The 21,458-nt window shown below is 65.3% G+C and carries 19 protein-coding genes and 2 pseudogenes; 17 read left to right on the top strand and 4 right to left on the bottom strand.

Annotated features, from left to right (window positions below; genetic code table 11):
* The first annotated feature begins 27 nt into the window (after positions 1–27).
* Together ACFY9S_RS33610 and ACFY9S_RS33605 are read left to right on the top strand one after the other, a co-directional pair.
* Positions 28–627 (top strand): TetR/AcrR family transcriptional regulator C-terminal ligand-binding domain-containing protein, encoded by a 600-nt coding sequence (locus tag ACFY9S_RS33610; protein ID WP_391136083.1) that lies wholly within the window; start codon positions 28–30, stop codon positions 625–627.
* A gap of 97 nt (positions 628–724) precedes the next feature.
* The gene (locus ACFY9S_RS33605; protein WP_391136080.1) at positions 725–2,950 is read left to right on the top strand and encodes an MMPL family transporter; all 2,226 of its coding nucleotides are present in this window, start codon (positions 725–727) and stop codon (positions 2,948–2,950) included.
* Between the two features lie 59 nt (positions 2,951–3,009).
* Here the strand turns inward: ACFY9S_RS33605 and ACFY9S_RS33600 are convergent, their stop codons facing one another.
* Positions 3,010–3,411 carry an ATP-binding protein gene (locus ACFY9S_RS33600; protein ID WP_391136077.1) on the bottom strand — a complete coding sequence of 134 codons (402 nt, stop codon included), beginning with the start codon at positions 3,409–3,411 and terminating at the stop codon, positions 3,010–3,012.
* Between the two features lie 136 nt (positions 3,412–3,547).
* Between ACFY9S_RS33600 and ACFY9S_RS33595 the strand changes: the two genes are divergently transcribed.
* Together ACFY9S_RS33595 and ACFY9S_RS33590 are read left to right on the top strand one after the other, a co-directional pair.
* Entirely contained in the window at positions 3,548–4,393 is an 846-nt protein-coding gene (locus ACFY9S_RS33595; protein WP_391136074.1) for a Scr1 family TA system antitoxin-like transcriptional regulator, read from the top strand.
* A complete protein-coding gene (locus tag ACFY9S_RS33590) occupies positions 4,390–4,575 on the top strand; it encodes a DUF397 domain-containing protein (RefSeq protein ID WP_391136071.1) in 186 nt (61 codons plus the stop codon). The genes ACFY9S_RS33595 and ACFY9S_RS33590 overlap by 4 nt, the downstream gene beginning before the upstream one ends.
* A 22-nt stretch (positions 4,576–4,597) precedes the next feature.
* Here ACFY9S_RS33590 and ACFY9S_RS33585 read toward each other — a convergent pair whose 3' ends face one another.
* Positions 4,598–5,740, bottom strand: a complete 1,143-nt coding sequence (locus tag ACFY9S_RS33585) for an alcohol dehydrogenase catalytic domain-containing protein (RefSeq protein ID WP_391136068.1) — start codon at positions 5,738–5,740, stop codon at positions 4,598–4,600.
* 90 nt (positions 5,741–5,830) lie between these two features.
* Here ACFY9S_RS33585 and ACFY9S_RS33580 point away from each other — a divergent pair, with 90 nt between their 5' ends.
* The 6 genes from ACFY9S_RS33580 (at position 5,831) to ACFY9S_RS33555 (ending at position 12,072) form a co-directional block, all read left to right on the top strand.
* Entirely contained in the window at positions 5,831–6,016 is a 186-nt protein-coding gene (locus ACFY9S_RS33580; RefSeq protein WP_107457033.1) for a hypothetical protein, read from the top strand.
* A gap of 44 nt (positions 6,017–6,060) precedes the next feature.
* Entirely contained in the window at positions 6,061–6,576 is a 516-nt protein-coding gene (locus tag ACFY9S_RS33575; protein WP_391136065.1) for a YbaK/EbsC family protein, read from the top strand.
* Between the two features lie 21 nt (positions 6,577–6,597).
* Positions 6,598–7,350, top strand: a complete 753-nt coding sequence (locus tag ACFY9S_RS33570) for an EamA family transporter (RefSeq protein WP_391136062.1) — start codon at positions 6,598–6,600, stop codon at positions 7,348–7,350.
* A gap of 303 nt (positions 7,351–7,653) precedes the next feature.
* Positions 7,654–9,561, top strand: coding sequence for an N-6 DNA methylase (locus ACFY9S_RS33565; protein ID WP_391136059.1), 1,908 nt, complete (start codon positions 7,654–7,656; stop codon positions 9,559–9,561).
* A complete protein-coding gene (locus ACFY9S_RS33560) occupies positions 9,558–10,949 on the top strand; it encodes a hypothetical protein (protein WP_391136056.1) in 1,392 nt (463 codons plus the stop codon). The genes ACFY9S_RS33565 and ACFY9S_RS33560 overlap by 4 nt, the downstream gene beginning before the upstream one ends.
* A 208-nt stretch (positions 10,950–11,157) precedes the next feature.
* The gene (locus ACFY9S_RS33555) at positions 11,158–12,072 is read left to right on the top strand and encodes a phosphotransferase (protein WP_391136053.1); all 915 of its coding nucleotides are present in this window, start codon (positions 11,158–11,160) and stop codon (positions 12,070–12,072) included.
* 3 nt (positions 12,073–12,075) lie between these two features.
* Here the strand turns inward: ACFY9S_RS33555 and ACFY9S_RS33550 are convergent.
* A pseudogene (locus ACFY9S_RS33550) lies at positions 12,076–13,453 on the bottom strand (sporulation protein).
* A gap of 210 nt (positions 13,454–13,663) precedes the next feature.
* Between ACFY9S_RS33550 and ACFY9S_RS33545 the strand changes: the two are divergent.
* Complete coding sequence (locus tag ACFY9S_RS33545) at positions 13,664–14,221, top strand: ATP-binding protein (protein ID WP_391136050.1); 558 nt, start codon at positions 13,664–13,666, stop codon at positions 14,219–14,221.
* A gap of 766 nt (positions 14,222–14,987) precedes the next feature.
* Here ACFY9S_RS33545 and ACFY9S_RS33540 read toward each other — a convergent pair.
* Positions 14,988–15,767 (bottom strand): GntR family transcriptional regulator, encoded by a 780-nt coding sequence (locus tag ACFY9S_RS33540; RefSeq protein WP_391136047.1) that lies wholly within the window; start codon positions 15,765–15,767, stop codon positions 14,988–14,990.
* A 165-nt stretch (positions 15,768–15,932) separates the two neighbouring features.
* Here ACFY9S_RS33540 and ACFY9S_RS33535 point away from each other — a divergent pair, with 165 nt between their 5' ends.
* The 6 genes and pseudogenes from ACFY9S_RS33535 (at position 15,933) to ACFY9S_RS33510 (ending at position 21,442) form a co-directional block, all read left to right on the top strand.
* On the top strand, positions 15,933–16,280 hold the full coding sequence (locus ACFY9S_RS33535) for a hypothetical protein (protein ID WP_370008644.1): 348 nt from the start codon (positions 15,933–15,935) through the stop codon (positions 16,278–16,280).
* A complete protein-coding gene (locus ACFY9S_RS33530; protein WP_391136162.1) occupies positions 16,280–17,581 on the top strand; it encodes an FtsK/SpoIIIE domain-containing protein in 1,302 nt (433 codons plus the stop codon). Before ACFY9S_RS33535 ends, ACFY9S_RS33530 begins: the two co-directional genes overlap by 1 nt.
* The gene (locus tag ACFY9S_RS33525) at positions 17,578–17,775 is read left to right on the top strand and encodes a hypothetical protein (RefSeq protein WP_003991451.1); all 198 of its coding nucleotides are present in this window, start codon (positions 17,578–17,580) and stop codon (positions 17,773–17,775) included. The genes ACFY9S_RS33530 and ACFY9S_RS33525 overlap by 4 nt, the downstream gene beginning before the upstream one ends.
* A 297-nt stretch (positions 17,776–18,072) precedes the next feature.
* Positions 18,073–19,423 (top strand): annotated as a pseudogene (locus tag ACFY9S_RS33520) (replication initiator).
* A gap of 306 nt (positions 19,424–19,729) precedes the next feature.
* A complete protein-coding gene (locus ACFY9S_RS33515) occupies positions 19,730–20,119 on the top strand; it encodes a hypothetical protein (RefSeq protein ID WP_391136042.1) in 390 nt (129 codons plus the stop codon).
* A gap of 66 nt (positions 20,120–20,185) precedes the next feature.
* Positions 20,186–21,442: a VanZ family protein gene (locus tag ACFY9S_RS33510; protein WP_391136039.1), complete on the top strand. Its 1,257-nt coding sequence runs from the start codon at positions 20,186–20,188 to the stop codon at positions 21,440–21,442.
* Positions 21,443–21,458 lie beyond the last annotated feature (16 nt).

Below are 21,458 nucleotides of genomic sequence, written 5' to 3'. Positions count from 1 at the left end.
TCGTTCGCAGTCAGGAAGGTGAGAGAGATGACTGAGGTCGCCGCCGCGCGTCGCAGTCGGATCACCCCCGAGCGAGAGGCCGAGCTCTACACGGCCGTGCTCGACCTGCTCCGCGAAGTCGGCTACGACGCCCTCACCATGGACGCCGTGGCAGCGCGCACCCGGTCCAGCAAGGCCACCCTCTACCGCCAGTGGGGCGGCAAGCCCGAGCTGGTGGCGCAGGCGATCCGGCACAACAAGCCGGGCAACACCTCCGACATCGACACCGGGTCCCTCCGGGGCGACCTGCACGCCCTCACCTCCCGTGAGGACGACTGCACCATGCAGCAGAACGCCGCGCTGATGCGGGGCCTGTTCATGGCGGTGCACGCCAATCCGGACCTCCTCCAGGCGTTCAAGGAACTTCTCGTGGAGCCGGAGATGGAGGAGTTCCACCGGGTGGTGCGGCGGGCCGTCGACCGAGGCGAGGTCCGCGCCGACTGTCCGGCGCTGGGCTACTTCATGCACCTGCTCATCGGTGCGTTCGTGACGCGCACGCTGATCGACGACCAGCCGCCGACACAACAGTTCCTCATCTCGTACATCGACGCCGTGGTCCTCCCCGCCCTCGGCGTGCCCACCGAGTAGTCCCCCTCAGCTAGCCCCTACCTGACGTCTCCGCTCACGTCGTCGGGCTGATGACCCCTGCCCTGAAGATCCCACGACTGACCGGGAGTACGCCCTCGTGGCCACTTTCCTCTACAAACTCGGCCGGCTCTCGTTCCGGCGGCGGCATTTCGTCGCCCTGATATGGGTGGCCCTGCTGACCCTCGCCGGTGTCGGCGCGGCCAGTGCCCCCACCGCGGGCAACAGCTCGTTCTCCATTCCCGGCACCGAGGCCCAGAAGGCCTTCGACCTGCTGGAGCAGCGCTTCCCCGGCACCAGTGCCGACGGGGCCACCGCACGCGTCGTCTTCAAGGCGCCGAGCGGCGAGAAGATGACCGACCCCGGCAACAAGGCGGCGGTCCAGGACACGGTGAAGGAGCTGTCCGACGGCTCCGAGGTCGTCCGCGTCACCGACCCGTACCAGGCGAAGGCCGTAAGCAAGGACGGCACGATCGCCTACGCGCAGGTGTCGTACAAGGTCTCCGGCATGGAGCTGGACGACGCGGCGAAGGACGCCCTGAAGGACAGCGCGCAGGACGCGCGCAAGGCCGGGCTGACCGTCGAGATCGGCGGTGACGCGCTCCAGGCGGTCCCGCACACCGGCTCCAGCGAGATCATCGGCATCGCGGTCGCCGCGGTCGTCCTGGTCATCACCTTCGGCTCGCTGGTGGCGGCCGGGCTGCCGCTGCTGACGGCGCTCATCGGCGTGGGCATCGGCGTCTCCGCCATCACGGGCCTGGCCAGTGCGCTGGACCTCGGCTCGACCACCTCCACCCTCGCGATGATGATCGGCCTGGCCGTCGGCATCGACTACGCCCTGTTCATCGTCTCCCGCTACCGCGCCGAACTGACCGAGGGCCGCGAACGCGAGGAGGCGGCGGGCCGGGCCGTCGGCACGGCCGGTTCCGCGGTGGTCTTCGCCGGCCTGACCGTGGTCATCGCGCTGGTGGGCCTGTCCGTCGTCAACATCCCCATGCTGACGAAGATGGGCATCGCGGCGGCGGGCACGGTGGCCATCGCGGTGCTGATCGCCCTGACGATGGTGCCGGCACTGCTCGGATACGCGGGCCGGAAGGTGAAGCCGATGGGGGAGAAGGGCAAGCTCCTCGGCCGGGCGAAGAAGCAGGACGAGCAGAACAAGCAGGCCGAGCCGGCCAAGCCGAACCTGGGCACCCGCTGGGCGAGCTTCGTCGTACGCCGTCCGGTGGCGGTCCTGCTGCTCGGCGTCGTCGGCCTCGGCGCGGCGGCCGTCCCGGCGGCCTCCCTGGAACTGGGCCTGCCCGACGACGGCTCCCAGGCCACCTCCACCACCCAGCGCCGCGCCTACGACCTGCTGTCCGAGGGCTTCGGACCGGGCTTCAACGGCCCGCTGATGGTCGTCGTCGACGCGAAGGACAGCGACGACCCCAAGGCGGTCTTCGCCGAGACCGGCGACCGGATCAAGGGCCTGAAGGACGTCGTCACCGTCACGCCTGCGCAGCCCAACAAGGCCGGTGACACCGCCACCATCACCGTGATCCCCGACTCCAAGCCGTCCTCCGTCACGACGGAGAACCTGGTGCACGGCATCCGGGACGCGGGCACGGGCATCAAGGCCGACACGGACGCGAACGTCCTGGTCACCGGCAGCACGGCGATGAACATCGACGTCAGCGAGAAGCTCAACGACGCGCTGGTGCCCTATCTGGTGCTGGTCGTCGGCCTGGCCTTCCTCCTGCTGATCGTGGTCTTCCGCTCGATCCTGGTCCCGCTGAAGGCGGCCCTCGGCTTCCTGCTGTCGGTGATGGCGGCCCTCGGCGCGGTCGTCGCGGTCTTCCAGTGGGGCTGGCTGTCCGGCCTGATGGGCGTCGAGCAGACCGGACCGGTCATGTCGATGATGCCGATCTTCATGGTCGGCGTGGTCTTCGGCCTGGCGATGGACTACGAGGTGTTCCTCGTGACCCGGATGCGGGAGGCGTACGTCCACGGTGAGGAGCCCACGCAGGCCGTGGTCACCGGGTTCCGGCACGGCGCACGGGTCGTCACCGCCGCAGCCGTCATCATGATGGCCGTGTTCGCCGGCTTCATCGGCTCGTCCGAGTCCATGGTCAAGATGATCGGCTTCGGCCTCGCGATCGCGGTGTTCTTCGACGCGTTCGTCGTCCGCATGGCCATCGTCCCGGCCGTCCTGGCGCTCCTCGGCCGCAAGGCCTGGTGGCTGCCCAAGTGGCTGGACCGGGTCCTGCCGAACGTCGACGTGGAGGGCGAGGGCCTGCGCGCCGCCTCCGGCGACGACGACGGCGACAGGGAACTGGTCCGCGTCTGACAGTCCGTGAAGACCGGCCGGTGAGGGCATCGTGGGGACGGTGCGCCCTCACCGGCCTTTCACTTGGGCACGTCGACTTCGGCCCACACTGTCTTGCGCGGGTGCGGACCCGGTGTCACGCCCCAGCGGTCGGCGAGGGCGGCCACGACGAGGAGGCCCCGGCCGGTGGTGGCGTCCGGGGCCGGCCGGGAGGGATGGGGAAGCCGGTCGCCGCGCGTGTCCGTGACCTCGATACGGAGGGTGCCGCCGACGACGTAGAGGGTCAGCCGGAAGTCCCGGCCGGGGACGCGCCCGTGTGTGGCGGCGTTGGTCGCGAGCTCGGCGATGATCTGCTCCGCAGGGCCCAAAGGCAGTCCCCACGCGCGGAGTTGCTCCGTGGCGAGGAGCCGGGCGAGCCGGGCTCCCCGAGGTGTGGGGGAGAGCAGAAGGCTGATGTTGCGGATGGTGGTCTCCTGGTTCATGTGACTCAGCGTGGCGGAGTCTGCGCGCAGCGATCGGCCGCAGCGGGTGTGCGTACCACTACTGTCCGGAGCTTGTTCGTGCTGTCTCGGCTGTCCCGGGCGTTGTACGGGTACGGCTGCGCGATGGAGGTGGGGCATGAACGAGGCTGTCGACGAGGCCGGCTGGGATGTCGAGCCGGGCGACGAGATCGAGCCGCTGGTCCAGGCGGTGGGGAAGCTGCTGAAGGTGTGCCGGGAGGCGGCGGGGATGCGGGTCGCCGAGTTGGGTGAGGTGCTCGGCTATGGCGAGGACATGATCCGCAAGATGGAACGAGGAGCGCGGATTCCGCGACCGGAGTACCTGGACAGGGCGGACCAGGTGCTGAACGCCCAGGGGCATCTGAGGGCGTTCATGAAGGACATGGAGAGGGCTCGGTATCCCAAGCGCGTTCGCGAACTTGCCCAGTTGGAGGAGCGGGCGGTGGAGATGTTGCTCTACAGCACGCATCACGTCCACGGCCTGTTGCAGACGCCCGAGTATGCGGAGGCGATGTTCGAGAACCGACTCCCGGCGCTCTCGCGAGACGTGGTGGAACGCGCCGTCGCAGCGCGGGTCGCTCGGAAGTCCGTCTTTGATCGGGACCCTGCTCCCGCTTTGAGTTTCGTCCAAGAACAGGTGACGCTCGAACGCCCCCTCGGGGGCAGAATGGTGTTGCGTCGACAACTCGAACACCTGCTGGAGGTGGGGGAGTTGCGGACCGTCTCGCTCCAGGTGATGCCGACTGATCGCGAGGAGCATGCCGGTATGCACGGGCTGATCGAAGTGCTGAGGTTCTCGGACGGCACAGGGGTCGGGCGTTCCGACGGTGCGTTCAACGGCCGCCCCGTTTCAAGCCCTCGGGACCTCAGGCTCCTTGAACTGCGCTATGGGATGATCCGGGCGCAGGCTCTCTCTCCGAGGGAGTCGCTGGCCTTCATTGAGCAAGCGCTGGGGAGACTATGAGCGCCACGGAACTCCACTGGGTCAAGAGCAGCTACAGCAGCGGACCTGACCCCGGCGACTGCGTCGAGGTCGCCCACACCCCCGCCATGATCCACATCCGGGACTCCAAGACCCCGGGGACTCCCCACGTGGCGGTCGCCTCCGCCACGTGGGTGTCGTTCCTCGCGTACGTCACCGACTGACTGTCGGCCCGGCCCGGGCTGCCTAAGCTGCCTGCGGGTGGAGGACCACCTTCGTGTAGCCCTCGACGCGCTTGTCGAACTTCTCGTACGCCGACGAAGCCTGGTCGAGCGGCAGCTCGTGCGAGACCACGAAGCTGGGCTTCGCACGGTCCTCGATGATCATGTCCCGCAGGTGGCGGTTGTACCGCTTGACGTTGCACTGCCCGGTGCCCATGCGGAGCCCCTTCTCGAAGAGGCGCCCGATGGAGACCATCAGCATGCCCTTCTTGGCCTGCTCGTCCGGACCGCCCGGGTCGCTCGGGACGTAGAGGCCGGGGATGCCGAGCGCGCCCGTCGGGCGGACCGTTTCGACCAGGGAGTTCAGAACGATCGCCGGTTCCTCGCGGTCCTCGCCCTGCGCCTGGGCCTGGTAGCCCACGGCGTCGATTCCCTTGTCGGTTCCCTGGCCGTCGGTCTGCTCCTTGATCTGCTCCGCCGGGTTGCCCTGGGTGAAGTCGATCGGGACCGTGCCGATCTCCTCGGCCTTCTGGAGACGTTCCGCCACCCGGTCGACCACGAACACCTTGCTCGCACCGCGCAGCATCGCGGAGTAGGCGGCCATCAGCCCGACCGGACCGGCGCCGTACACGGCGACCGTGTCACCGGGGCGTACGTCGGCCAGTTCGTTGCCGTGGTAGCCCGTCGGGAAGATGTCCGCGAGCAGGACGAAATCGGTCTCCTTCTCGGTGCCCTCCGGGAGCTTCAGGCAGTTGAAGTCGGCGTACGGGACCCGTACGTACTCCGCCTGCCCTCCGGTGTAGGGCCCCATCGCGACGTAGCCGTAGGCGCCGCCGGCGAAGCCCGGGTTCACCGTCAGGCAGAAGCCTGTGAAACCCGCCGAGCAGTTCTTGCAGAACCCGCAGGCCACGTTGAATGGCATGACCACCCGGTCGCCCTTGCTGAGGCTGGTGACCCCCTCTCCTGTCTCCTCGACGACCCCGAGGTTCTCGTGGCCGAACACGATGCCCGGCTCCGCGGCCGTGCGGCCCTCGTACATGTGCAGGTCGGAGCCGCAGATAGCCGTTGACGTGACCCGGACGAGTACATCGTTCGGGTGCTGAATCCGTGGATCCTCCACTTGCTCTATCGCTACCTCGAAGGGTCCCTTGTATACGACAGCCCTCATCGTCAAGCACCTCCATCTGTGCCGTGGCTCATATACCAGGCTGGTGCATGATGAGACGATTTGCACCCAGAGGAGAAAGGAAGTAGGGCTTTGTCACGTCGTATAGGCACCCTTCTCGTGGCGGTCTCCGGACTGTCCGGCACCACCTACCCGGTCGGGACCCGTGTGGCCATCCAGGGCACCGGCGGATCCGTCGACGGCTTCGTCGACGGCGACTGGCTGCCGCTCGCCTGGTGGGAGTTCGCCGATGTCCGGCCTGAGGAGGCCACCGGCTGAAACGGCCTCGCGTGTCCCGTACACGTACCGCTAGCGTGCGGGGCATGACGACGACAGCCGCCACTGACGCCGAGGGCTCCGGAGCCCACCCCCGATTCGCCGAGGCCCTGCGGGAACTCGGGATCGGGGATCTCGTGGGCCGCGTACGCCGCTTTCCCGACGCCACCCGCACTGCCGAGGAGGCCGCCGCCGCGATCGGGTGCGAGCTGAGCCAGATCTGCAAGTCGCTGATCTTCGCCGCGGACGGGGTGCCGGTGCTCGTGCTCATGGACGGGGCCTCCCGTGTCGACCTGGAGCTCGTCCGCAAGGAACTCGGCGCCGACAAGGTCACCCGGGCCAAGGTGGACGTCGTGCGGGAGACCACCGGGTACGCCATCGGCGGGGTGCCGCCCTTCGGGCACCGGACCAGGACCCGGGTGCTCGCCGACCGGTCCCTGCTGGAGCACGACGTCGTCTGGGCCGCGGCCGGCACGCCGTACGCCGTCTTCCCGATGGCCCCCGAGGATCTCGTCGCCCACGCCGGCGGCACCCTGGTGGACGTGCGCGAGCGCCCCGCGTGACCCCCCCTGGTCACCGCCGCCGTGCTGCTCGCCGCCGTCACCCACGCCAGCTGGAACGCCATCGCCCACAAGATCACCGACAAGCTGGCCGGGTTCGCGCTGATCTCGGGCGGGGGCGTCCTGATCGGGCTGGCCCTCGCGCCCTTCGTGGCCTTTCCGGCAGCCGCAGCATGGCCGTACCTGCTCGCCTCCGCCGCCGTTCACATCGCCTACTACGCCCTGCTGATGAAGTCCTTCCGGCTGGGCGACTTCGGGCAGGCCTATCCCATCGCCCGGGGCACCGCGCCGCTGGTCGTGACCCTGCTCGCCGCCCTCTTCGCCCACGAGGTACCCGACGGGTGGGGCGCCGCCGGGATCGCCCTGTCCTGCGCGGGGCTGACCGGCGTCGCCCTGTGGGGACTACGCGGGCGGCGGCCCGACTGGGCGGCGATCGGAGCGGCCCTGGCGACCGGGCTGACCATAGCGGTGTACACCGTCGTCGACGGGCTGGGCGTGCGGGCCTCCGGGTCCTCCCTCGGTTACATCGCCTGGCTGATGGCGGTGCAGGGGGTCGTCGTCCCGGCGTATGCCGTGTGGCACTGGCGCGGGGAGACCGTTGCCCAGCTCCGGCCCTTCGCCGGGGTCGGGCTGCTCGGCGCCGCGCTGTCCGTCACCGCCTACGCCCTCGTGCTGTGGGCCCAGACCAGGGCCGAACTCGCCCCCATCGCGGCCCTGCGCGAGTCATCGGTCAAGCTACGCCCATGCAGTAATAACTTGCCTGCGGCGGGTGGCTAACCGAGGCCGTTCCTCCTACCGACCCCTGATAGCTAGAGTCGAACGATTGCTCGATACCATGTTGCGGGCAGGGTGTGGGCGAGAGACGGATAGCGACCGCGATGAGCGGCAATCGTTTCGTGTTGCGATCAACTCCCACGTTGATCGGCTCGGTGCGCCTACGCTTGCCTGCAGACCCTGCCGAGTCGCACAACAACAGGAAGGCGCATAGACGGTATGTCAGCACCTACTGCACCACCGGTAACGATCCGTACGGGAGCTGTTCCGGAGGGTAAGGTCGCCGACTTCCTGACGCAGCGCCACGTGCGCGACACTCCGGAAGAGTACGTCCGGCAGAACCTGGAGAAGGCGCTCGTCAGGCAGTACAAGTACGCCTCCAGTGACTGTGAGCCGGAGTACCCGGTGCGAGTGGGCTCGTCACGACGACGCGTTGATGTGGCGGTCTTTCTGCCCGGCGCTGAGCACAAGCAGGAAAACATCTACCTGATTGTCGAAACTAAGAAGCCAGGGACTAACCCTTCCAATAAAAAGGAGGGTGTTGAGCAGCTTCGCAGTTACCTGGCGGCATGCCTCAATGCTAAGTATGGTCTCTGGACCAACGGGGATGAGCAATATTGCATTGCTAAACGAACCGACAATTCAGGTGGATTCTCTTTCGAAGAGATTATTGATATCCCCGCTTTCGGGCAGACCGAAGAAGAGGCTCAGCGGCCCAGTCGAAAAGACCTGAAGCCCGCCACGGCGGATAACCTACTTTTTGCCTTCAGGCGGTGCCACAACTACATTGCGGGAACGGAGGGGAAGCAAAAGGCGGAAGCCTTCTGGGAGCTGCTGAAAATCATCTTCTGTAAGATTGAGGATGAGCGTTCTCGGCGGCTTGACTTCTATGTGACGGCATCCGAAAGGTCCAGCGCCACTACTGCCGCATCTGTGAAGACGCGGATTCAGAAGGTATTTAATGACAAGGTACTGAGTAAGTACGGCGCCATTTTCCCGCCGGCAGATTCGACGATCGACCTTAAGCCAACGGTTGTCGCGTTCGTCGTAAGTCAGCTTCAGGGTTATTCGCTCCTCGCCTCGCCTGTAGATGTTAAGGGCGTGGCCTACGAAGAAATCGTTGGATCTAATCTTCGAGGTGACCGAGGAGAATTCTTCACCCCGCGTAACGCTTGCCGTATGGCGGTTACGATGTTGAATCCGCAACCCGAAGAGCGGCTGATTGACCCTTCATGCGGTACCGGCGGATTCCTCATCACGGCAATGAACCACGCTCTCAATCATATTGAACAGGCGGAGCGGGCGAATTGGATTGACCCTAGCCGCGGGACGGATGAAGAACGCCACGAACTGTATCGCGCGCGAAATGAGTATCTTTCGCAGTATGTGTACGGGCTTGATCTCAACCCGGGTCTCGTGCGCGCCGCCAAGATGAACATGGTCATGAATAATGATGGATCTGGTGGTCTCTGGCAGGCGAACAGCTTGGCGAATCCCCGAACGTGGGACGCGGAGACTGCGCGAAGGGTCCGGTTGGGTTCCTTTGACGTGATAGTCGCCAACCCTCCGTTTGGAGCCAACATCCTCATTGATGATGAGGAAATCCTTGAGCAGTACGAACTCGCCTCCATGTGGGACAAGCGGGAAGATGGCTCTTGGGTGCGGCGAGTGGACCAGAATGGGCGAGCCGTTCTGCAAAAGAATCAGCCCCCAGAAATCCTTTTCATTGAGCGCTGCGTTCAACTGCTCAAGCCTGGGGCCGGCCGGTTCGCAATGGTGATTCCAAACGGAATTCTCAACAACCCAGCTCTCGGGTATGTGCGGACGTGGTTGCTTCAGAACACGCAGATCCTTGCCGTGGTCGACATGGCCCGCGAACTTTTCCAGCCGAAGAACGACACGCAGACGTCAATGGTTGTAGCACGTCGCCTTGATGACGAAGAACGTAAGGCGGCAAATCGCGGCGAGTTGGAGTACCCGATTTTCATGGCCACCACAACCCACATTGGTCACGACAAGCGGGGCAATACGATCTTCCGTAGGGCCGAGACTGGGGATGACGTGTTGGTGACGCGTCAGGAAACCATCTCGGAGATCGACCAGAGTACGGGTGAGGAAGTGCTAAAGACGGTAGAGGTAGAGGAGCGTCAGGTAGACGATGACCTCCCCGACGTCGCACGCGCTTACCTCGCTTGGTTGAGTGAGCAGCGATGAAAATCACCCATGTTCGGTCCCGCTCTGCACTCTTGCACGACCGGTTGGACGCGCACTTTTTCACCTCTCCGGGCGTCGCCGCTGGCGAGCAAGTTGCGCTGCTCGAAGCAAGCGGGACTGAGGTTGTACCTCTCGGTGCGATCGCCACGGTATGGGACCCGGCGCGTTTCGCCCGAGCTTATGCTGCGCCAGTAGAAGACGGCGTGCCTTATCTGCGACCATACGATGTCTTCGACTTCATTCCCATGCCGAAGGATCGACTTTCCCGCGAGCGTAATAGCGACGTTGAACGATTGATTCCGACTGCGGGGACGATCCTGCAGACATGCTCAGGTCGGAATCTTGGCCCCGTCGCATATGCGGATAGCTGTATCGCTCAATTTGCGCTGAGTCACGACATGATTCGTATCAATATTGATGATGTTCGAACGCGATTCTATGTCTTGGCCTACCTGAAAACCCCCACCGGTCAGGCGCTCATCCGCCGAGGGAAGAGTGGCTCTGTAATTGACCATGTCACTACCGGTGATATTTCCGCCGTGCCCATCGCGTTTATTGGGGATCAGTGGCGCGAAAAGGTGAGCGATCTAGTCGAAGCCAGCACTGAGGCAGCTAACTGTGCTCGCTCTAACATGCTGGCTCTATTCAATGAGATCGACTCGATGTCCCCTGTTGATGAGTTGGAAAGTTCAGGCTTCAGGCATTGGGTACACAACTCTCGGGACCTCGCCGGTAGGCTAGATGCTGCATTTCACCATCCTGCTGTTGAGGGAGCAAGGAGGGCGGCATTGTCGAATCAGTCGGTTCGATGCGGAGACATCGCCCAAGCCATACTCCCTGTAAGGTATAAGCGATACTACGTCAGCGGAACGAATGGCAGGCCGATTCTCTCAGGACGTCAACTCTTGCAATTGGATCCTGTAAACCTGAGGCGTGTAGCAGACAGATCCTTCAAAGAGGCTTCTAAGTACGAACTCGAAGAGGGAATGACAATTTTCGGGGCTGTGGGGCGTTCCGAAGGTCGACAAGGCTCTGCGTCTTTGGTGACACGCGACCGAAGTGGCTGGCTCGCCAGTAACGATGTGATGAGGCTGGTTCCGCGCGCCGGAGTTTCGCCAGGTGCAGTTTGGCTGGCTATCGCAGCACGCCAGACCAGAATGCAGATTAATGCCTTGTCTTTCGGTTCCGTTATTGATCATCTCAACCCATGGGATGTAGAGGAGATTCGGGTTCCGCAGATCTCCGAGGACCTGGCTAAGCGCGCGGAATCAACTTGGGAACTATTTGCTCGATCTCGTGAGCTGATGGATGAGGCTGTAAGGATGGTTGAGTCTCACTTGAGTCGCGGAGCTGCCGATCAAGAGATTCCGGCGCAACGGGCCATTTGAGAGAGGCCCTGATTCCCAGCACACGGGAGGGTAGACGTAGACGTCTGCCAGATTGTCAGCCCGAGACCTCGCGTTGGCGAGTGCGCTCCTCTCGTCGCACGCCATGAATCCTCGGTACGGTCGGAGTCGTGTCCGACGTACGGTCGGGGTTGGTCACCCCTAGTCGTGCGTTGGTTGGTCGCGTACGACTAGGGGAGCTGGTACGGGCATGGCGGTTAACGCTGCTCGGTTGGATGAGGGGTTCACATCGGCAAGGGCTGCGCGGGTGATGCGTGCTGCGTGTCGGCGGGCCGGACTGGACGACAGAGGCGCCGAGCTTGTCCGTCTCGGGGAGAATGCGCTGTTTCGGCTGGCTTCGGTGCCAGTGATCGTGCGAGTGGCCCGCGGTGAGGAGTATCTCCCGAAGGCACGCACGGAGGTTGGCGTGTCGCGGTGGCTTTCTGGGGAAGGGTTTCCGGCTGCGCGCATCGTTGATGACTTGGAACAGCCGTTGCTGGTCGAGGGGCACCCGGTGACCTTCTGGCGCCTCATCGTGGAAGGTAACCGCAAGGCGACATATGGGGAGTTGGGCAGCATGCTGCGTGACCTACACTCCATGACGCTGCCGGCCGAGTTTGAGCTGCCGTCGTTCGATCCCTTCGACAAGCAAGAGCTGCGGATCAGTCGGGCTGCGATCCCGGATGACGACAGGGTGTTCCTTCGTAAGCGCTGGCGTGAGCTGCGCGACCAGTTCGAAGAGCTGAAGTTCGAAACTTCCAAGGGGCCGGTGCACGGTGATGCTCACGTGCAGAACCTCATGGTGAACGAGCGGAGCGAAGCTGTCTTGATCGACTTCGAAGCCTTCTGCTTCGATCATCCGGAATGGGACCTGATGGTTACGGCGGTGGAGCATCACAGCCTTGGCTGGCAGACCGACGAGCAGTACGCCGACTTCGTGCGGGCATACGGGCGGGACCTGTACGACTGGCCCGGTTACGAAACTCTTCGGCGGCTCCAAGAGTTCGGCATGACAACTTGGCTCATGCAGAACGTCCAGGAGGATCAGGAGACAGCGGATGAGTACCGCCGACGTATCACTGCTCTGCGTAACGATGACGCGCCGCGTGACTGGCGGCCTCGGTAGCTCTTACTCGTCTTCGTCGTCCAGGCGGGCGAGTGCTTCGGTGACTTGCTCGTTGAAGGCAACGACGACGGGGTGGGCGGCGTGTGCGCTGACCTCTGCCTGGAAGTCGGTGATGTAGCGCTGAAAGCGGGAGGACTGGAGGGAGTCGCCGCCGTCCACGGCAAGGCTTGCTGTGGACGGCGGCGGCTTCTAGATCGCCGTTCAGTAGCTGACTCTGGGCGAGCACCATGCGGCAGAAGCCGAGCGTGCGGGCGTACTGCGGATCGGTGCTGTCAACGGCACGCTGTGCGTGTGCGACGGCTTCCCGGCGCATCTTCAGGTCACGGAAGCAGTGGCAGAACTCGCCCAAGAGTTCAGCGTCGTCGAAGTAGCTCAGCCATGCGGGGTCTTCGGCGGTGTCAGCTTGCTGGAAGTGCCGCTCGGCCTGGTTCATGGCGCGGCCGGCCCCGGTCCGGTCGCCTGCGTTGGACAGGGCGCGGGCCTCCATGGCCCAGTAGTTCGCCATGGCTCGTGGGGTGGCTCGGCCTTTGGCGCCCTCGACGGCGGCGCGGGCCAGCTGGATGGCTTGGGTGTGGTTAGCCAGGTAGTTGGCCTGGTGACTGAGGTTGCCGAGGATACGAGCGCCGAACATGCGGTCGTCGATGACCTGGGACAGGCGCAGGGTAGAGGTGAGGTAGCGGTGGGCGAGTCGGTGGTTGCCGACGTCGTACGCGGTCCGCGCGAGCAACTGGGACACCTCGGCGGCGGCGCTGAACAACGCATGGCCCACCTTCTCGCTGTAGCTGGCGCTGAGGAGTGGCAGGACTTCGTGGCGGAAGTAGTGGCGTAAGGCTCGGTGACCGTGGCCTCCGCCGTACTTGAAGTCGAGTTGCATGAATGTAGCGGCTGCGTCTCTGATCGCACGCACGTCGCGCATGCCAACCCGCTGGTGAGCGGGGCGGTCGGCCTGGATGCCATCGGGGCGCGCGATCATCCAGGACAGGACTGCTGCGCTGAGATCGGCGTCCGCTACAACCAGACGATCGGTGACCGCGGCCTCGGCGCGCTCCTGGGCGAGGCCGTCCAGCATGGACAGCACGTCGGGGACCATGCTCGGGTAACCGACCGGATAGGGGGCCGTCGGCTGAATGTGGTCAAAGAATCCGAGATCGGCCGGTGTGATGCGGCGACCCAGTTTCGAGCTGAGCACGTCCGCCATGATCACCGCGGTCTGAGGCTGGATGCCGACGCCGTCCCGCCATCGCTGCACTGAGACGTGCGTTGTCCCCAGACTGATGCCCCGCTGGTCTGCGGCATCCCTCATCCGCTTGGCAAGGCCCTTGTTCGAGACCTTCGCCTCGTCCATGACGGCGATCAACTGCGCGTTCGGCTCTCGGCTCATGCTCCCCTGCCAACCCGAGAATGACGGCGAGTGTTCATGGTGTCACAGCATTCTCGCGGCGGGGGGTTCATTGGTGAACCCCCCTTGTCTTTGCCGGTGTTCACGTGAACCCCCTGGTGAACGCTCCCGGTGACGTCCCGTGCGTCGTGTACTGGCTTTCCGGAAAGCAAGCGGTGCCATGAGGGCCGTAGAGGTTCGGAAGGGGACGTCATGGATGCGGGGAAGGCCATGCACCTGGCGAGTGAGTTGGACGCTTACGCGCACTGGTTCGTGGCACCGAAACCGTCCTCGGGCGGGCACTTTCTGACGCTGACGCTGTTCGCCGAGTGCGGTAACACGGCGCGCATCGCACGGGACACGACGTCCGTGTTCCTGCGCGGCGTTGTTGCGGAGGAACTCATCTACGATGCTCGGCTGGCTGTGTCCGAACTGGTCGGGAACGTCGTGAACCACGCGGTGCCGGATCGAGGTAAGGCGCATCCCGGTGGCTGTCGGCGGATTGATGTGGTGTTCAAGCTGTACCCGAAGTGGCTCTTCATCGGCGTCACAGATGAGGACTCGACGCCCCCGCTCCTGCCCATGGGCGACGTGTACTCGCCCGAGCTGATGGCGGACATCTCGGAAGCGGTCCTGCCCGACAGCGGACGAGGATTGTTGATCGTTCAGCGGGTGGCGACGGCGGTCTGGTGGACACCGGGCGAACGAGGCGGAAAGACGGTCTGGTCCCGCTTCGACTTGGACGGCCGGGAACTGAGCGAACCGTCCTGATGATCTCCGGGCCTCTGCCTCCTCGTTACTCCCACGCGATCGGGAGTGGGCGGCGGTCCGGAATCCCGGCCGGAGCTGACCTCTCCGGCCGATGGGGCGCGGCTCTGGTGCATACGGGACCCCGCAGGATCCCCTGACCCGGAGCACGGGGCCGCGCTTCACAACCTCATACCGAGACCGGACCACCCCCGCGCCTGGCAGCAACCGGGGTGGTCCGGGAGGGGACACAGCGTTCCCCGGTGCCCGATGGTACCGGGGTCGTTGTGCTGCTCATACGCCCCGGGCGAACGGCGTTTTCGCTGATGAGCGGCGCGCGTGGGCACGTCGTCGGCTGGAGAGACTTTGGGCGGGAGCTGCCATGGGGCGAGTGAACAGGGGGCCCTACGCTCGCCCGGCGAATCGGGCAGGTACTGGTCCTGCCCGCGTTTGTGCCCGATGGGCCCCCTGTTCTTCGAGGCTCGCCCCATGGTGGCTGCCTAAAGTCTCGGAGGCCGGCGACCCCCAGCCCGGTGGGCTCCGGCCCTCGGCGACCGGTCGAGGCGCGAACTCCTCGGGCACGGTGCGGTGCGGGGCGTCGGGCGACCGGACGGGACCGGCGGTCACACCGCATGCCCGGCCGGGGCGGCCGGGCGCCCCGGCGCGCCGCAGGCGCGCCCTTGAGGAAGTGAAGGTGGTTTCGACCGATCATCGGTGCCGCTCAGGCCTGACGGCGCTTGGCGGGCTGCTTGAGGAAGTGAAGGTGGTTTCGACCGACCATCGGTGCCGCTCAGGCCTGACGGCGCTTGGCGGGCTGCTTGGCGGCGGTGATCCGGTAGGCGGCTTCCGCGCGGTCGGCTCCGATGCGGAGTTCTTCGAGGATCAGGGCGCGGTCGTCGGTGCCGTGGGTGACGCGGGTCAGGTGCAGGATCGGGGTCGCGTCGGGGAGCTGGAGCGTGGCGCGCTCGTCGGGCAGCGGCATACGGGCGCGTACGCTTTCCGACCACCACAGCGTGTGTCCGGCGTTGGTGAGCTCCTCGTAGACCGCTGTCGGGCGCTGGCCCGGTGCTTCCGCGAGTGCGGGCACGGTCTCGGCGACCTCGAAGGGGATCAGCGTGCGGTGCATCGCGCGTGTACCGGTGGTGGCATCGGCAAGGAGCCTGTCGCAGCCGAACAGTTCCTCTTCTTCGCCCACGTTGAGCAGTCGGCCGGTGGCCTTCGTGGTGCGGGTGCGGTAGACGCTCGGTTCCTCGGCCTCGTCCCAGGCGTCGCCGTTGGGCATGACGAACTGCCCGTTCGGGGCGCGGTTGATGCGGCGTTCGAGCGTGAGTGTTGGCTGTCCGTCGGAGCGTACGAAGCTGCCCTTGCCGTGCCGGACGTCGATCAGTCCTTCGGCGCGCAATGCCGCGATGGCGTTGCGGACGGTGGGGCGGGAGACTCCGTAGCGGGCCATGAGCTGAGCTTCGGACGGCAACAGGGACTCGGGGGCGAACTCTCCCGACAGAATCGCTTCCCGGATCGCTGCCGCCACCTGTTGGTAGAGGGCTCCGGGTCGCTGGATCTCTGTCATCTCGGCCTCTCCGGTTCGGGATCGTAGGCACGTCGCACGCGCGACATCACTCGTCAGCATAAGTAGTTGCATCCTCGCCGTACAGCACTCCATAGTCGTAACTCGTAAGGACAAGTGACGTCAGCACATCACTTGAGCTCTGATAGGCCAAGGAGGCCACAGAACATGCAGTCCATTCCCGTGGACACGACGCGGCTCGGCGTACTGCGCTGCGCCATCGCGCCGGAAGCCAAGCTCAGCAACCCCGAGACACAGGAGGTGAAGAAGGACCGGGACGGCAACCCGGTCTACACCGTGGCCGTGACCGTGCGGCAGGACCGGCGACGGATCTCCGTCATTGAGATCGCCGTGACCGGTGAACCCAAGGGCATCGAGGAAGGCCAGATCGTCAAGGTCACCGGGCTGACCGCGTTCGTCTGGTCGATGGGCGAACGGCACGGAGTCAGCTTCCGTGCTGACGCGATCACCCCCGTACCTGGCACGGCGGCGCACGCCAAGGGCGGTGCGGCGTGATGCGGCCGGTCCTACTCGCCTTCGCCCTGGCGGCGCTGGCCTGGGTGCTCGTCGTGGGGGACCTTGTGCGCCGGCATCGTCCGGCCTGGCACTGGTACCTCGTCGGCTACCCGGTTGCTGCCTTCCGTGTGGTCGTCACCTGGCGCAAGGTGGCCATGCTGAACGACCTCGCCGTCTCCCGGCGTCCGTCTCGTGGCCTGCTCGGTGACCTGATGGTCAAGGGCGATCCGCTGCGGCCGGTAGCTCCGCGGTTCTCCTTTCCGCGCGCCACGCGTATGGGCCTGACCGTGATCGTGCGCCTGCATGCAGGTCAGACACCGGCGACCTACCTGAAGGCTGCCGACGCGTTCGTTCATGCGTGGAAGGTCCACGCGGTGCGGGTGACGTCGCCCGAACGCGGGCTCGTGCTCCTGACGGCAACGGCAATGGATCCACTGGAGCGCCCTGGCTTAGCCACTGCCCCGGCCGAACTCCTCTCCGCGCTCATAGGCGTGATGGAGAGCGGCGGGGCTTGGGTGATGAACCTTCGGCTTGTACCGCACTGGCTCATTGCCGGGGCCACCCGGTCCGGCAAGTCGACGCTCCTTGCCCGGCTGATCACCCAACTCGCTCCGCAACGTGTCGCCCTCGTCGGCATCGACTGCAAGGGAGGTATGGAACTTGGGCTGTTCGCCGGACGTCTGAGCGCGCTGGCGACCTGCCGCCGGGAAGCGGTCGCCGTGCTCTCCGCGCTCGTGGGCGACATGCAGTACCGGATGAGCGTCTGCCGGTCGGCCGGCGTGCGCTCGATCTGGGAGCTGCCCGGCAAGTTGAGGCCGGTCCCGGTCGTCGTCCTGGTCGACGAGATCGCTGAGCTGTACCTGTCCGACGGCACCCGCGAGGGCAAGGCGGAAGCGGAACAGTGCTCGACGCTGCTGCTGCGGTTGGCGCAGCTTGGTGCCGCGCTCGGTCTGCACCTGGTCGTCGCGGGGCAGCGGGTCGGCTCCGACCTCGGGCCCGGTGTCACCGCGCTGAGGGCCCAGCTCGGCGGCCGTATCTGCCACCGGGTGAATGACCCCGGCACGGCAGAGATGACCTTGGGCGACCTCAACAAGGACGCCGTGGCCGTCGCTCAGGCGATCACGGCGGAGGAACGGGGCGTGGCCGTGTGCACAGGTCCAGACGGTGGCTGGAGCCGCGCGCGCTCACACCTGACCGCTACGGATGAGGCCGTGGCGACGGCCCGGAAGTACTCCGGCATGACCCCGGAACTCCCTGCCATTGACCGTGCCCTTGCGGTGCTGGAAGGAGACGGCAAGTGATCAGCGAAGGTACGGCGTTCACGTTCGCGGTGGTCTTCGGGATCATCACCGTCCTCCTCGTCCGCTCCCGCGACGTACGCGCCTGGGAAGCGGTCTGCGTCGGCCTCTTCGGCCTCTACCTCGGCCAGACCCCGGTGATCTACACCGTCCATGGCCTCGTCACGTGGCTGATCAACGGCTTCTCCCACACCTGAGCAGGAAGGACACACCATGCCCATGCCTCGCGTGAGGTGCCCTCACTGCAAGGGCGACGGGGCCCGCAGGACCTGGACGGGACGGCAGCGACGCTGCCGCGTCTGCCGGGGCACCGGAACCATCCACTGACCCCTCTCCAACGCCCTGCCCACACGGAAGTGACTGATCCCCATGACCGACAACGCACCACCACCCGCCATCAGTGCCGCTTCGGCGGCCCACTCTGGAAGGTCACCACCATCACCCCGCAACTCACCCCGGCTGACCGGCGCGCCGCCCTCGACCGCGCGGCGCGCCTGCGTCAGCTCTCCGAAGCAGATCGCGATGCCATCCGCATCGCGCAAGACCCGAAATTCTCGCGCTGGCTGGAGCAGGTCACCGCCACTGGTGGTTGCGCTCACCCCGTCCATCTCTCCGGCTCCACCACCGTTTTGGACGGGGCGACAGGTGAGATCCTCCGCCGCTACGACACCCGCGACGAACCCGGCGAACGCCTCCTCATCCGCTGCCGCAACCGGCGCGCAAGCATCTGCCCAGCCTGCTCCCGCCTCCACGCGGGCGATACCTTCCACCTCGTCCGCGCCGGGCTCCTCGGTGGCAAGAACGTTCCCGCCACGGTCCGCACCCGGCCGCGGCTCTTCGTCACCCTGACTGCGCCGTCCTTTGGGCCGGTGCATCGAGCTGGGGAGTTGTGCCGTCCTCGTCGCGGGGGTGGTACCTGCGAGCACGGTCGTCCGCTCAGCTGCGGCACCGCTCACGCCCCAGACGCATCGATCGTGGGCCAACCTCTCTGCCCGGACTGCTACGACTACTCCGGTCATGTGCTGTGGCACGCTCACGCATCCAAGCTGTGGGACAGGTTCGTCATCGACGTTCGGCGGCGCCTGGCTTCTTCGGCCGCCCTGGTGCAGTCACGGTTCGCCCACCACGCTCGGCTGTCCTTTGCACGTGTCGCTGAGTACCAGAAGCGTGCGGCCATCCATGTGCACGCCGTTGTCCGCCTCGACGGTCCGGACGGACCGGCCGACGAACCCCCGGCTTGGGGTACCACCGTTCGGCTCATGGGTGCGGTGCGTGCCTCGGCTGGCCGGGTTCTGGTCCACACCCCATACAGTCCGGCCGTAGGTGAGTTGGTGCTGCGCTGGGGCGCCCAGATCGATGCCCGTTCTCTGCGGACTGGTGATGACGGGCCCTGACGGCGATGCTGTGGCTGCCTACGTCGCGAAGTACGTCACCAAGGGAGCGGACGAGACAGGCGCCGGCATTGACCGCAGGGTCGTCGCTCGGGACGACATCGACATGGTCTCTGTGACGCCTCATGTCCGCACCCTCATGCACACGTGCTGGCGTCTCGGCGGCCTCCCCGAGTACGCGCCCCTGCATCTGCGCACCTGGGTGCACACCCTCGGCTACCGGGGCCACATCCTGACGAAGTCCCGTGCCTACTCGACCACCTACGCCGTACTCCGCGCCGAACGCGCTCACCACGTACAAGACCTCGACCTCCCTGAGACGATCACGGATGCCCAGTGGCGCTACGTCGGCTCTGGACATACCCCTGGGGCAGCGCTTCTTGCCGCTGGAGTCGCTGAAGACGTCGCCATGAACCGCGAGATCGCTCGCGAAGAGCGTGAGGCGTCCCAGTGACGAGACGCCGCGACGAGAAATGGGTTCGGGCCGTCGAGCGACAGGCGGCCAAGTTTCCGACCCGCATAGGCCCGAAGAGCGCTGCGCGACTTGCACGGCTCTTCGGCCCTCCCCGCTAGGGCTCCTCACGACGCTGCACGCGCGAGATCGAGGCCACGTCAACGAACTGTTTCAAGCCACTCACCAGGCACAACCCTGACTTTAAGTTTGACAGTTCCCGGTCAAAGATCACATACTAAGCACGCTTTCATTGCTGATCTTGCCAACAGCAGTGATCGCAATGACCAAACAAGAGGGGAAAACGCTTTGCTGGGGAAGAAGTTGACTATCGCCGCCGTGACCGGCGTGCTGGTGCTCTCGGGTTCGACTGCCTTCGCTGAATCCAAGAGCACGTCACTGTCGAACGGGACGCTCACCATCAGCGAGGAGGATGGCTGCAAGGTAACTGGAAACTGCAGCCTGTACTACTCCTCCACGTCTTACAAGAAGACGGGTGGCAGTAAGGTCGACATCAGGCTTGGCATGACCACGTCCAAGGAGTTGTACCAGGACAAGTGGAGGACGGCCTCTAAGGGGCAGACGGTTTCGCACAGTTGGGGAGGCCTGAAGAAGTCGGCCGTTCCTGACTGCACGATCGTTGGTTACATGAAGGCTTCGACTGGCGACTACTACACGCCGCCGGTCAGCGTCTGCTAGTCGCGCTCTCCGACAACCGGGGGTGCCTGACCCGCACCCCCGGCTTCGTCTATCGAAGGTCATCTTGTGATCGAAGCATCCGTCTCCGCCGTCCCCCGCCTAATCGTCTCCTTCTTGATTATTGCCGTCCTGCTCGCGGTGCCCACCGCCTTTGTCGCCAAGTCCAGGAAGAAGCCGTGGGCTTTGAGGACGGCTCTTGCAGTCTGTCTGGCCGGCATTGTCGCTGTCACCTTGCTGCCGGGGAATGCCGGTCTGGAGGCTGGGCAATGTGACACGTCGCTATCGAGCCGCGCCTTCACCTCACCGAGTTCACTGCTGAACATCGCCCTCTTCACGCCCGGTGCGTTCCTCGCCGTCCTCGTCTTCAGGCGACCAGTGACCGTCGCTGCAGCGTTTGGGCTTCTTAGCGGATCTGTCGAACTCATCCAGTCCGTTGCCGACACTGGCCGCGCGTGCACGATGACGGACATTGCGGCCAATGCCACCGGTGCTGTCCTGGGGGCACTCGCTGGCGCCGTGTGGCTGCACCAGCGGAGGCAAGCGCCGCGGAACCCCGTCCGTGATCTGTTCTGGGGCATGGGACTCGCCGCACTGAGTGCTGCGGCCGTGGCGGGCCTCATCCACTTCCGGATCGACTCGGTGGACGTCGCCACAATGGACGATCAACGGGAAGACTTCACGCAGTCCGCCATCGCGGCCGATGACTGGATTACCGCGACAGCCAAGGGCATCTACGGAAGCGACGTACGCATTCTGGAGAGCAGTAGCGAGAAGCAAGGCAAGCGTTTGAGGGCCACTGTCAACACGAACAGGGGCAGCCTCTCAGGCTGGTGGCCTGAGAAGGACCTGGAGCGAGTCTGGTCTTCCAACACACGCGGTGACGAGGGCAGCCTCTCCCAGAAAGAAGTGGCAAAAACAGCCGATACGTATGCGCGCAAGTGGATTCCGAAGAACGTCGCTGGCAGCAAGCAGCAGATTCGTCCCATAGGAGACGGTGCGACAAAGGCCTACGTCGTGTCGTACCGACGCTACTCCGAGGGCGTGTTGCTGCCGATGCGCCTCGACCTAACCGTCACCACAGCAGGCCGAGTCATCGGGTTCACCGCCAGAACAATTGCCGACCCCGACCTACCGCCGGTCACAGTGGACGAATCGAAGGCCAGGGCCGTCGCAAAGGGTGCAACCGGTCTGCCGACTGAATCCGCACTGCTCCTCGCCCAGAAGATCAGCGGCGAATGGCGACCCATCTGGCTCGTAGGCAGCGGCAAAGAGGACATCGCCATCGATGCGGTAACTGGGGAACGCATCGCCAAAGCAGAGTGATGGTGCGCCACGTGGC

Source organism: Streptomyces sp. NPDC012474, assembly GCF_042955185.1.
In the GTDB taxonomy this organism is placed as follows: Bacteria; Actinomycetota; Actinomycetes; order Streptomycetales; family Streptomycetaceae; genus Streptomyces; species Streptomyces cahuitamycinicus.
Note: the sequence above shows the minus strand (reverse complement) of the source record. Positions and strands in the feature narration are given on the sequence as shown.